11 protein-coding genes are annotated in these 12,669 nt (G+C 52.5%); 9 read left to right on the top strand and 2 right to left on the bottom strand.

Annotated features, from left to right (window positions below; all coding sequences use genetic code 11):
- The first annotated feature begins 40 nt into the window (after positions 1–40).
- From GK091_RS10315 to GK091_RS10300, 4 genes are all read left to right on the top strand, one after another.
- Positions 41–1,249 carry an ABC transporter substrate-binding protein gene (locus GK091_RS10315; protein WP_164037020.1) on the top strand — a complete coding sequence of 403 codons (1,209 nt, stop codon included), beginning with the start codon at positions 41–43 and terminating at the stop codon, positions 1,247–1,249.
- Positions 1,233–2,090: an ABC transporter permease subunit gene (locus tag GK091_RS10310; protein ID WP_164037018.1), complete on the top strand. Its 858-nt coding sequence runs from the start codon at positions 1,233–1,235 to the stop codon at positions 2,088–2,090. Before GK091_RS10315 ends, GK091_RS10310 begins: the two co-directional genes overlap by 17 nt.
- Complete coding sequence (locus tag GK091_RS10305; RefSeq protein WP_164037014.1) at positions 2,080–2,844, top strand: ABC transporter permease; 765 nt, start codon at positions 2,080–2,082, stop codon at positions 2,842–2,844. Before GK091_RS10310 ends, GK091_RS10305 begins: the two co-directional genes overlap by 11 nt.
- A 399-nt stretch (positions 2,845–3,243) precedes the next feature.
- A complete protein-coding gene (locus GK091_RS10300) occupies positions 3,244–3,981 on the top strand; it encodes an ABC transporter ATP-binding protein (RefSeq protein ID WP_164037012.1) in 738 nt (245 codons plus the stop codon).
- Here GK091_RS10300 and GK091_RS10295 read toward each other — a convergent pair.
- Both GK091_RS10295 and GK091_RS10290 read right to left on the bottom strand, forming a co-directional pair.
- Positions 3,978–4,940 carry a DUF3592 domain-containing protein gene (locus GK091_RS10295; protein WP_164037010.1) on the bottom strand — a complete coding sequence of 321 codons (963 nt, stop codon included), beginning with the start codon at positions 4,938–4,940 and terminating at the stop codon, positions 3,978–3,980. The two genes, GK091_RS10300 and GK091_RS10295, sit on opposite strands and share 4 nt — an antisense overlap.
- 136 nt (positions 4,941–5,076) lie before the next feature.
- Positions 5,077–6,411: an Nramp family divalent metal transporter gene (locus GK091_RS10290; RefSeq protein WP_164037008.1), complete on the bottom strand. Its 1,335-nt coding sequence runs from the start codon at positions 6,409–6,411 to the stop codon at positions 5,077–5,079.
- Positions 6,412–6,618: 207 nt separating this feature from the next.
- Between GK091_RS10290 and GK091_RS10285 the strand changes: the two genes are divergently transcribed.
- The 5 genes from GK091_RS10285 to GK091_RS10265 all read left to right on the top strand — a co-directional run bounded on the left by GK091_RS10285 (position 6,619) and on the right by GK091_RS10265 (position 12,573).
- On the top strand, positions 6,619–7,272 hold the full coding sequence (locus GK091_RS10285) for a metal-dependent transcriptional regulator (RefSeq protein ID WP_164037006.1): 654 nt from the start codon (positions 6,619–6,621) through the stop codon (positions 7,270–7,272).
- Between the two features lie 84 nt (positions 7,273–7,356).
- Positions 7,357–8,433, top strand: a complete 1,077-nt coding sequence (locus GK091_RS10280; RefSeq protein ID WP_164037003.1) for an LptF/LptG family permease — start codon at positions 7,357–7,359, stop codon at positions 8,431–8,433.
- Positions 8,434–8,501: 68 nt separating this feature from the next.
- On the top strand, positions 8,502–9,434 hold the full coding sequence (locus tag GK091_RS10275) for a DMT family transporter (RefSeq protein ID WP_164037001.1): 933 nt from the start codon (positions 8,502–8,504) through the stop codon (positions 9,432–9,434).
- Positions 9,435–9,444: 10 nt separating this feature from the next.
- The gene (locus GK091_RS10270; RefSeq protein WP_164036999.1) at positions 9,445–10,869 is read left to right on the top strand and encodes a DUF6056 family protein; all 1,425 of its coding nucleotides are present in this window, start codon (positions 9,445–9,447) and stop codon (positions 10,867–10,869) included.
- A gap of 18 nt (positions 10,870–10,887) precedes the next feature.
- Positions 10,888–12,573, top strand: a complete 1,686-nt coding sequence (locus tag GK091_RS10265; protein ID WP_164036997.1) for a hypothetical protein — start codon at positions 10,888–10,890, stop codon at positions 12,571–12,573.
- The last annotated feature ends 96 nt before the right edge of the window (positions 12,574–12,669 follow it).

Here is a 12,669-nt window from a genome sequence, read left to right as displayed (position 1 = left end):
TGGCAACGCTCTGCCAAATTCTCTCGTCAACCGATTACTAATGAAGTCAGTTCTCCTAGTAGCCCTATTCACTTTTGGCCTAAGTTGCACGTCGTCCGAACAGCGGGACCCGGCCCGTATTTTGACTCAATCCTGGGAGCAAATCGAGGAACAGGGTCGCAATCAACCGGTTACCCTACTCATGTGGCTTGGCGATCCGTACATCAACGACTACATGAACAAGTACGTCAAACCTGCCGTCAAAAAACGATATGGCATTGACTTACAGACGTCTGCCGGACAGGGCGCGCAAATCGTTCAGACGCTCGTGGCCGAACGCGACGCCGGACAGCCAAGCCAGATCGACATGGCCTGGATCAATGGGGAAACGTTTTACCAGTTGCGACAGATAGATGGTCTGCTCGGTCCCGTGACCGACAAAATGCCCAACGCCCGCTACATCGACTTTTCGAATCCGTTCATTGGCACTGATTTTCAGCAGCCCGTTGCCGGTATGGAATGTCCGTGGGGAAACGTGCAATTGGCCGTTATCTACGATGCGCAGAAGGCGCCCAATCCACCAACATCGTTCGCCGACTTTCCGGCTTACGTGAAAGCGCACCCCGGCCAACTAACCATTCCGAACGAATTTACGGGCATGACCCTGCTCAAATCCTGGATGATCGCTCTGTCGGGCGACCCTAACCTGTTTCAGGGGAAATTCCGGGAGGATGTGTATACGAAATGGTCGGGCGAACTCTGGAAACAGATCAACGCCCTAAAACCATATTTCTGGAAACAGGGGCAGACGTTTCCGGAACAATTATCGACGCTGCACCAGCTGTTTGCTAACGGCGAAGTCGCGTTCACCTTCTCCAACAACGACGCCGAGGTTGACAACAAAGTTAATCTGGGTTTCTTCCCGAAAACCGCCCGCGCCTACGTTCCTGCGCCCGGCACGATCCAGAACTCGCACTACATGGGTATCGTCAAACGCGCTCAGCATCCGGAGGCCGCTATGCTCGTCGCCAATTTCCTGATGTCGCCGGAAGCGCAGTTAAAAAAGATGGACCCGAACGTATGGGGTGACCACACGGTGCTGGACCTGAAAAAACTCCCCGCCTTCTACCGCGCGAAGTTCGAAAACCTGCCTACCCGCCGGTATGCACCCAAACGCGATGCTATTCAGGGCATGGCTTTTCAGGAACCCGCGCCGGAATACATGACCCGATTGTACAAAGACTTCCGGCGCTATGTCATCGAAAAATAACGTCGCCCGAACGGTTGTCCTTTGGGTGTATGCACTATTCGTCGTCGGGTTGCCGGTGGGGGGTCTGATCAACGCGTTTGGTTATAGCGTCGGTTTGGCGGGACCGCTGGCAACCGGCTTCACCACGCAGTATTGGACCAATCTCACCACCGAAACATCGCTGTTCGTATCGGTACTGTTCAGTCTGTACGTGTCCGTCGTATCCGTAGGGCTTGCGGTGGTCATTGCCCTAATGCTGGTGCTAAAACGGCAGTCCATGCTCCGGCAAAGACCCTTCCCGACACTGCTGTACATACCGTTGCTGCTGCCGTCGCTGGTGGTTGCGTTTTATTTGTTTCAACTGCTGAGTGGATCGGGTTGGTTGTCGCGCCTTACACACGCACTCGGCCTGACCAGCACACCCGACGATTTTCCGGCGCTGATTCTGGACGGAGCGGGTCTGGGCATTATTCTGGCACAGGTCGTGCTGGCCTTTCCCTTCTTTACGCTCCTGTTTCAATCCCTGTATGACGATGCGCGGCTGGACGATCTGCGCAGTCTGACCCAAACGCTTGGTGCATCCGTCCATCAGTTTAATCGACGGGTAGCTGTGCCAATTCTTCTGCGCCGGGCCGCGCCCACGCTGGTACTGTATGGCGTGGCGGTAGTAGGTGCTTATGATATTCCGCTGGTTCTGGGCCGCAGTTATCCGCAGATGCTGTCCGTTTTCATTACAACCCGACTCCAGCGTTTCGACCTTGCCGAACTACCGATGGGCTACCTGATTGGCTTTCTGGTCACGGTTAGCCTGATGGTTGTCATTTACTGGACAACGAAACTGACCCAGCGCCATGCGATCTAACCCATTCTTAACCAGCGCACTGACTGTCCTGTTCGGCTTACCATTCGTATTGCTGGGGTTGCTGGCACTGGGTCAATACTGGCGATTCCCGGATGTGCTGCCACCAACGTACTCCGTCGACGCGCTGGCCCGAATTGTCTCGACCGATAGTGGTCTTGGAAACGGCCTGTTGCTGAGTTTAACGATTGCCACGGTCGTTGCTGTTCTGTCAACGGGACTCGGTTTTGGTATGGCTAGAGCCGTTGCGCTAGCCAACCATCCTGCGCGATGGGTAACGCTGAGTTATTTGCCGTATGCCTTGCCACCCGTTTTGCTGGCCGTCCTGATTCAGCCGTATTTTATCCGGTTTCATTTATCCGGCTCGCTGATGGGCGTTGTCGTCGCGCTTATGCTGCTGACCGTACCGTTTTGCACGCTGTTTTTTCGAAGCTTCTGGAGCCAACAGGCGATTCAGTATGAACAGCTGAGCCGTACCCTGGGCTGTTCGCAGCTACAGGCGTTCCGGTATGTCCTGTTGCCCCTTGCTCGTCCGCTGTTGATCACCTGCCTGTTTCAAAGCTTCCTGTTAGCCTGGTTCGATTTCGGGCTGACCAACTACCTGAGTGTCGGCAAGGTTCGAACGCTAACGGTACAGGTATTTCTGTTCGTCGGAGAAGCCAACAGCCGACTGGCCGCCGTTGCCTCCCTGCTCCTGCTGCTCCCTCCTGCCCTGTTGCTATGGCTCAATAAAAGAGCGATTGTCAGACGATTGTAAGCCTGGCCTTATCCAGATCCGATTTATCCAAGTACCTTTTTTGTCTAGAAAAATACTTTTCGCAGGTGTGTCAATTGTCCGGCACGCGGTGCGGAAAGACCGTTGGTACATAACTCATACTCGTTCAGGTCAATTGGTATGTACACCGCACAAGACCAAAAAATCAATTTATAGGGCTTGATGCGATTGAAACGACGTTTTTCTGTATCTTGTAGACAGCATACGGTCGATTTACGAATCCGGGAATCGTAGTTCATCCAACCAGGATTTTCGCAGCATGCTGTGCCGCGTTTCTTTGTGACGCAAGGAGTAAGCGCGGCACGGCTACTGCGAAAATCCTGGTTTTTCTATTCCAAATTACCCCTATCTACAGAGCACCTTTTCGCTTACTTTTGCCGAATGCTTGCTGTGGACGCCCTGTCAAAAAAATTCGGTCAAACCCCTGTTCTAAACAACGTCACGTTTACGCTTCCGGCGGGGCAGGTACTGGCCGTTCTAGGCCGGTCGGGGTGCGGCAAAACGACGCTACTCAAAATTCTAGCCGGACTCGAAACGACGGACGCGGGTGACGTTCGCATAGACAAGCAATCCGTCCTGACGGTTCCTCCCGAACGTCGTCAGGTTGTCTATCTCTCTCAGGAACCGCTTTTGTTTCCGCATTTGACCGTCTTCGAAAATGTCGCGTTCGGGCTTCGGATCCGGAAATTGGATAACGCGACCATCGAGCGGCAGGTGAACGAACTACTGGCGGATCTGGAATTGAGCGATCAGGCGAAAAAGCAACCCAATCAGCTGTCAGGGGGGCAGCGGCAGCGCGTTTCGTTCGGACGGGCGTTGATCATCAAGCCCCGCCTGCTCCTGCTGGATGAACCCTTTGGCAACCTCGATGCGCAGACGCGGGCTGTCATGCAGGCGCTGTTTGTGCGGGTAGTCAGTCAGTATGCCATGACCGCCTTATTTGTTACGCACGATACCCGCGAAGCCCTTACCGTTGGCACCTGCTTTGGTTATCTCGATCAGGGTGTTTTGACTGCCTACGAATCAGTACGTGACTTTGTGGCCGATCCACGCACGGGGGTCCGTTCAGAACTGGCTTTTTGGGAGTCGGTACAGCTGACCAGCCGGACCATTGATTAAGCAATTTGCGTAGTCTTTCGGTTAAAGAATCCGTTGCGAACGAACAGAAACACCAGAAAACCGAAAAACAGCGGCATGATGACCGGGCTAAATTCAGCAGGAAAATCGACCGACATAAAATCGTTCATCGATGTATTATAATAGGCCGGAAGTGAATCGCCGGGCTTAAGCCTTGTGTAGTCGTCGGCGCTGATCGGGATAATGCGCTCCTGCTGTTGATAGCGAATTGTGGCCTGGTAGTCGTAGTCGCGCCATGAATTGCCGTGGCGGGAGCTATGACGGGGCGCAATACGGTCGGTAGCCAACACCTGAACGACTACCTGATGGCCCGTACGTTTAAGCGTTTGGTAGTATTCGTAATAGTTCCAGGCATCGTAGGTGAAGAAAACACAGCCGATACTCAGCACAATGACCAGTACCAATCGAGCCAAATCCTGCAGGAAAGGCACGGGAACGATAGTTGTGATCACGCCAGAGATAACAAAAAACGAAGCGACGGACAGAATCACACAAAGCAACAATAGCTTCGTATCGTCACCGAACGTACGGATCGTTGTCCAGTCGATCAACCGTGATTCTTTTGAATATCGATTGAAATGAACCCCGCTAGCCGGCTGTCGGAATGCATCGTAGCCGGCATGATACAGCAAGCTAACCCGATCACCGCTACCAACATAGGTAGAATCCATAACGAATCGGGTCATGTAGTCTTTGCCCCGGTAGGTAACAGTTAGGTAGACGGTGTTACCCAATATATCGCGCCAGGATTTTTGCTTGTGATCGGCCTGAGTGACAGTCACGGAAACCAGCTGGCCTTCTTTACTGAATTGGCTTTGTAGTTGTTGCTCTTCATAGTAGGACCAACTGGCCCAGGTCGCACCCCCCAGCAGGACGGCTACGATCACCGACATACTAAAACTGATGATTCGACCCAAGGTGGCAACCAATCCGGTAAACATCCGCTTCGTTCACTGATGGTAAAGCGCAACGCATCAGCGGCCCAAAACTAAGCCATAGAAGCCATCGAGGGAGCCGGCAGTTCTTGAACGGTAGTAGGTGTTGCGTGGTTGGATGCTAGTACGGAAATGCCGTCTGTTAAAAAATAGTATCCCAGAGTAGATAGCCGTTCAGCCCGATGATAATAACGGCCACGGTCCACGAGAGCATTTTCATCCAGCCGGGGTTCACGAAACGACCCATCTTCAGTTTATCGCTGGTAAACGACACCAGAGGCACTACGGCGAAACTAAGCTGGAGCGATAAAATAACCTGGCTAAGGACCAGCAGTTCAGAGGTTCCGTGTTCGCCATACAGAATAGCCACGATCATAGCCGGAACGATAGCGACCAGCCGCGTAATTAACCGACGCAACCAGGGCTTTATGCGTAACTCGATAAAGCCTTCCATAACGATCTGACCCGCCAGAGTTCCGGTCAGCGTCGAATTCTGGCCCGAAGCCAGCAGGGCGACTGCGAACAGAATACCGGCTAACTTGACGCCCAGAATGGGATCGAGCAGCCGGTGGGCATCCGTAATATCAGCCACGAACTGATTACCCGAAAAATGGAACGCTGCGGCTGACAGAATTAAAATAGCGGCATTGATAAAAAACGCCAGAAACAGCGAAACCGTCGAGTCGATGGTCGCGAACTTGATCGCAGATTTTCGTCCTTCATCATCGCGGTCAAAGTTGCGGGTCTGCACAATACTGGAATGCAGATACAAGTTATGCGGCATTACGGTCGCCCCCAGAATACCAATAGCGATATACAGCATACCGGGGTTCGTAATAATTTCGGCGCGGGGCAACAAACCACCAAAAACGTCGGCAACGGCCGGGCGCGATACGAACAGTTCATACCCAAAGCAACCGATGATCAGAAAAATCAGGCTGGCCACGATCCGCTCGATGGTTTGAAACCCCTTGTTTTGTAAGTAAAGCAGGAGCAGTACATCGAGTGCCGTGATGAGAATGCCGACCGTAAGGGGCAACCCGAACAGTAAATTTAAGGCAATGGCCGAGCCAATGACCTCGGCAAGATCGGTAGCGGCAATGGCGATTTCGGCCAGTATCCAAAGCCCAATGGCGGTTGGACGGCTGTAATGATCCCGGCAGGCCTGCGCCAGATCGCGACCGGTAGCAATGCCGAGTTTAAGCGACAAGTGCTGTAAAAGAATAGCGAACAGATTGGAAATCAGCACGACCGAGAGCAGCTTATACCCGTAGCGGGCACCACCGGCAATGTCAGTTGCCCAGTTACCAGGGTCCATATACCCCACGGCAATCATCAGACCGGGGCCAAAATAAGCCATCAGGGTTTTAAAAAAACCGCTGTTTTTGGGTACGTGAACGGAGCTATGAACATCCGGCAGCGAATTCTCCTTGCTATCCTGCTGCCAGCCTTTCATGGTTGTATTCGTTACGTCCATTTGATTATGGAATTGATCGGTAGAGTGGGTACAGCGACGGTTTACAGAAACAGCCGCCGACTCGTTACTATCTAACGCTCAAATATACCTATTGTTGAAATATTTTTTTAGGCTTATCTAAATTTTTAGAAAGTTTAACATAAAAACTATCTTTGCCCGTAAACTGTTTCATGCTACCTGGACGTTTTTACTGAGTAGCCGTCGTTTATGCAGTCATTTACGGAAGAAAATTATCTCAAAACGATTTATTACCTCGCCACGCGTCAGGAAGGGGAGGTAAGTACGAATGCCCTCGCCGAAATGACGGCTACGAAAGCGGCTTCGGTGACGGACATGCTGCGTAAACTGGCCGATAAACAGCTTATTCATTATAAAAAATACCAGGGCGTCCGGTTGACCGATGAAGGCGAACGATTGGCCTTGCAAATAATCCGGCGTCACCGGCTCTGGGAGGTCTTTCTGGTCGAAAAATTAGGATTCGGCTGGGATGAAGTGCACGAAATCGCCGAGGAGCTGGAGCATATCCGGTCCGAAGAACTGGTCAGTCGGCTGGATACGTATCTGGGGCATCCCCAATTCGATCCGCACGGTGATCCCATTCCGACCCCCGCCGGACAGATGCCCCAAACGGGTTATCGAAAGCTCTCGGAGGTTTTGACCGGGCAGGATGTTCGGTTGATGGGAGTGTTGGAGCATTCGACCGAATTTTTGCAACACCTCGATCATTCGCAGTTGACCCTGGGCTGCTCGGTGACGGTAACCGAAATCAACGCGTTCGACAAGTCCGTTCTTTTGCAAATTGCCAGTGGCCATACCGTATTCATAAGCCACGAAGTCGCTAAAAATTTGTTGGTCAATTAACCCGGTACTCGCATTAGGTTGGCATTAAGCGCCGACGAAGTAAACAGCTAACGTGTCAATTTTTAGAAACCGGCACCACACAACATGAAATTACTGGACTGGTACATACTCAAGCGTTTCCTGCAAACCTACATCTTCGTGGTGCTGGTTATCGTGCTGGTCGTGGTCATGATCGACTACACCGAGAAGGTCGACAATTTCCACAAAACGAATGCCCCCGCTGCCGCAATTCTCGGGGATTATTACCTCAATTTTATACCCTACTGGGCCAATTACATCAGTCCGCTGATGGTGTTTATTGCTACCGTTTTCCTGACATCCCGGCTGGCGGCCCGCACCGAAATCATTGCTATTCTGAGCAGTGGAGTGAGTTTCATTCGCCTGTTATTTCCCTATGTGTTAGGGGCCTCAGTGCTGGCGGTGCTCACCTATTTCATGGTCAACTACCTGATTCCGAAGGCGAACAAAACCCGGATCAACTTCGAGATAAAATACATCAACGACGCCTTCACGTATTCGAAGCGAAATCAGCATATCAAAATTGCCCCCAACACCTACGCCTACCTGGAAAGCTATAACAATCAGAGCAACACGGGTTATAAGTTCACGCTGGAGGAAATAGAGGGCAACCAACTGAAGCAGAAACTCACCGCCGACCACATCGAATGGGACAAGAAGAAGAAAAAATGGGGCGTGTATGATTACAAGATCCGGACGATCAACGGGCAGCGGGAAACGCTTACGCCCGGTGCCCGGCTCGACACGACGCTCAACCTGAAACCCGACGATTTCAGTTCGGACTTCAACCTGTACGAAACTCTTACCCGACCGGAGCTAAACCGCCAGATCGACCTATTGGTCAGTCGTGGTTCCGATGGGGTCGAAACGTATCTGCTCGAAAAATACAGCCGCGATACCCGGCCCTTCGCCATCATCATTCTGACGGTCATTGGCGTAATCATGTCGGCCCGCAAAAGTCGCCGGGGCGTTGGCTGGCAAGTGGCACTGGGCTTCTTTCTGGCCTTCACGTATCTGCTGTTTTTCATGCTGGCTAAGGGTATTGCCGAATCAGGCAACCTCAATCCGATTGTGGCGGTCTGGCTGCCAAATGCTATTTTTACGGCCATCGGCGTATTTCTGTACAATACGATTCCGAGGTAACGTACTGCGGGCGGAGTTTCGCTCGCCCATCATCTCAAGCAAGCGCGGGTCTGGATCCGCGTTACAGCATGTCGCAAAAGCCAGTTTTTACTGATTATTTACAGTTACACTTCATCGTTCTAATCTGGGGGTTTACCGCTATTTTGGGTAAACTTCTGGAACCCCTCGACTCGTCGGCCGTTGTCCTGTTCCGAACCGTGCTGGCGGTACTTGGGCTGGGCGTCGTGCTAACGATTCGAAAGCAGAATTTACACGTTTCCTCATCAGATCGGTGGCGCTTGCTGGCTACTGGTGGACTGATCGGTTTGCACTGGGTCTTGTTCTTTGCGGCTGCCCGCCTGTCGAACGTATCGGTTTGTCTGGCCGGTATGGCAACCAGTTCGCTGTGGGCCAGTTTGCTGGAACCGTTGATCTACCGTCGGCGCATTCAACTGATCGAGGTTGTGCTGGGAGGGGTCGTAATGGCGGGTCTGTACCTGATTTTTCAGTTCGAGTTTGATAAGGTACTTGGGCTGGTCGTGGCGATGCTGGCCGCTATGCTTTCCTCGCTGTTCACGATCATCAACAGTCGGTTTACGCAGCGGTACGATGCGCTGGTCATCTCGTTTTACGAAATGGCCGGGGCTTCGGTTGCCGCCCTTGGTTTATGGGTTGCGGCCCAAACAATAGACCCACACCAAGCCAATCCAGCGAGTCAGTACTTACCCCAAACACCCTTACAATGGCTGTGGTTACTGGTGCTGGCGCTCGTCTGTACGGTCTATGCCTACACGGTCGGGGTGCGCCTGTTACGAAAATTTTCGGCGTACATGGCCGTATTAACCGTAAATTTGGAGCCGGTGTACGGGATTTTACTGGCGGTCTTTATTTTCGGCAACTCCGAACGAATGACCGCTGGTTTCTATCTGGGTACACTCGTCATTCTCGCAGCGGTGGTCGCTTATCCCCTTTGGAACAATCGCCAAAAGAAAGTAAAACCTCAACTGCCAACATCGCTTTAACAGCCCGTTCATGACTACTTATTCGCCATCAGCGCGTTCTGTCACTCCGTTACTTCTCCTGTTTTCGTTTGCCGTTGCGTTACCCCTGGTCGTCTTATCGTTTTATAATCACCCATCTCCTACCGACGATTATTGCTTTGCCAACACGTCGATGCGGTACGGCTTCTGGCAGTCGCAGCAAATCTATTATGATGGCTGGAGTGGTCGCTTTTTTCACAACTTCCTCGTTCATGGCAGTCCGCTCACGTTCGGCTGGTACGAAGGCTATAAAATTTACCCCATTGTTCTGCTAAGCTTGCTGGCCCTCAGCTTTTATGCGTTTGCGAGTCAGTGGCTCTACAACGCATTCGTTTTCAATACCAAACTGGCGTTTGCCGCCGGCCTTTTTGTCGGCTTCGTAGCCACGCTGACCAGCTTATCGGAATATCTGTACTGGTATGCCGGTATGGCCTGCTACAGCCTGTCCAGCGTTTTTCTGTTGTTTCTGTTAGCGGTGCTGCTGGCGCATCAGCGACGCGGTTTTGGTTTTGAACCGGGTCATCTACTGCTCGAGAGTTTACTGATTCTGGGCATTATCGGATCGAGCGAAACGAGCATGGTGATGGTCATGTCGGTACTGGGGATGATCGCGTTCGGCGAACTCGTCCTGCGTCGTCGCTTATCGATTGCTACGCTGATTTTGTTGGTTGTAGGCGCAATCGGTTGTTACTACCTGATTTCGGCCCCCGGTAATGCCATTCGGATGGGTTCGAATCCCAACAGCCGGGACATTCCGCTGACTCTCCTGTCGTCGCTTCAGTTTGCCGTTGGTTACGTAGCCCGACAGATTTTCCTGACGCCCTTACTGCCGCTCTCACTGCTATACGTTCCCGTTGCGTACCGACTAACGGCCAATCGACCCTTACCCACGTATCTACGCATTCATCCGCTGCTGGCGCTGCTGCACGGTGCCGTAACCGTTCTGATACTGATCTCGCTGCATTTTTATGCGGTTGGTGTTGCGCCCGCTTATCGGTTGGTCAACCTGATCAATCTGGTATTCTGGCTTAGCTGGGGCTATAATTTGACGCTACTAGTCGTTGTTTTTCGTCCGCAACCTGAATCGTGGCAACGTTTTGCCAGACCAATCACGATCGTAGCCCTCCTGTGGGTAGCCGTCGCGATTGGCACAGGACCCGTTCTGCCGATGGCGTACGGCGACTGGATCAGTGGACGGGCGGCTCAGTACGATCAGGCGATGCAGGAACGGTACAACCAGATGGCACAGGTGGGCGATGATACAGCGCGGGTTTCGCCGTTGTCGGTTTACCCGGCTTCCCTCTTTATGGAGGATGTCAAGAGCGATCCTAACCACCTCTGGAATCGTTGTTGGGCCGACTACTATCATAAGAAAACGATTGTGCTGAAGGACAGTCCGGCCCCAACCGCTCATTAAGCGAATCAATTGCCTCCTATGACTCAGCTTTACCGACTGCTGGCATCACCCCGGTTGACGATTGCCCTTTTGTTGCTGCCCATCGCCGGTTTTTTCATTTACTTTTTCGTTCTCCGGTATAACATTCCCTGGTTCGACGATTTCGAGAATATCCCGTATTTTCTGGATCGGTTTCTCAATGCGCCCTCGGCTGGCGAAGCGTTTGCCGCTTTGGTACGGCCGAACAATGAACACCGGGTCGTTTATGCCCGACTGATCGTGCTGGGACAGTATTTCCTAACCGGAGGACTCAACTTTGCCAACCTGATGCTGTGGGGCAATGCCGGGCTGGTGTTGATGTTCTTTCTACTTTTCCGCGCACTTCGTCAGCAGGAACGCCTGTCCGAAAAAGCGCTGGTGGGTCTGCTGCCCGTGCCGCTACTGCTCTTCACGGCGCAGAGTTACATCATGACGTTTACGGCCATTTTCTCGTTGCAGTATCTGGCCATTATAACCTTGGTGATGCTGACGCTCTTCGTGCTGGCTACCGATCGACCGCTTTACCTGGCTATCGCGTTAGGGCTAGGATTACTGAGTACGTTTAGTATGGGCAATGGGTTGTTACTCTGGCCCGCCGGAGCCGTTATGCTGTTCAGCCAACGCCGGTGGTTGGGACTGGGCGTTTGGATCGGCTTTGGGGCCATTAGCGCGTATCTCTATTTTCTGGGGTATCCCGTTCAACAGGGCAACGACGAGGGGTTTGCGTACGTGATCCAGCATCCGCTCCAGACAATTGCGGGCTTTCTGATTTTCGCAGGCAGCGTATTTGACGTATTTCCCTCCCTACCCGAAAAGTTTCGCTTCTATCTGCCGTTTCTGGCTGGCCTGATCTTAATGATTGGTCTTGTCTACTGGCTGTTCACGACATTGTTCCGGTCGAAGAAGAACAGCTCTTTTTTTGAGGTATTCATTCTGGGCTGTCTGCTGTTCCTGCTGGCCAATATTGCCCTGATCGCATTCTTCCGGCTGCGGTTCTATTTCGGGATGGCCCTTCATATTCCCTACCGCATTTATGCACTGGCTCTGTGGTCCGTTACCAGTGTCTTGCTGTTCAGTCGGCTGTCGGAGTCGATGCGCGTTCGTGTTTGGCCCGCTGTCTGGTTTCTGTTCCTGGGGCTGAATCTCTTCTCCTATGTCACCTACCTGCCCCACGCGGTCGAACGCCGAAAGCAGATGCAGGGATTGGCCTACAACCAGCTTCATTCGGAGATTGGTCTTGGTGGCAGCCGCAATACCGAACTGGCACGCTACATTTCGAACCTGACCGCTATGATGCGCACCCGGAACTGGTATCACCTGCCCGATCCGGCCATCACGCCCGACGAACGACTCTTGACGGCTCCGGTCAGCACGACCGCATCGACGATACCGCTGCGCATCGAGCAACGATCCGATTACGTTATTGTCGATGGCAATGAAGCGAACTACGAGGTCGGGCTGTCTACAGGAATCTATCTGGTAATGAAGTCCGACCGATACACGTATCTCCTGTTCGCGCCTAAAAACCGGCCCGTAACCTATGCATTCTGGCGTGTGACGCCGGGCTTTTCGGCTGCCTTACCCATCGATATGATGCAACCGGGTCGCTACCGGATTGGCTTGTTCAGAACCCGACCCGATCAGGGTGTGGTTCAGTTTGGTAACCAGTACATTAACGTGCCCTAGCAACGGCATCATTCCGGAGCAAAACGGTACCGATTAGGCTATACGCTAAGTCATCAGGCAGTTTTTTAGGATAAAAGGCTATTTTTGCCGTTCAAA

The organism is Spirosoma agri, assembly GCF_010747415.1.
Taxonomy (GTDB): domain Bacteria; phylum Bacteroidota; class Bacteroidia; order Cytophagales; family Spirosomataceae; genus Spirosoma; species Spirosoma agri.
The sequence above is the reverse complement of the archived record's forward strand: the minus strand, read 5'-3'. Positions and strand labels throughout refer to the sequence as shown.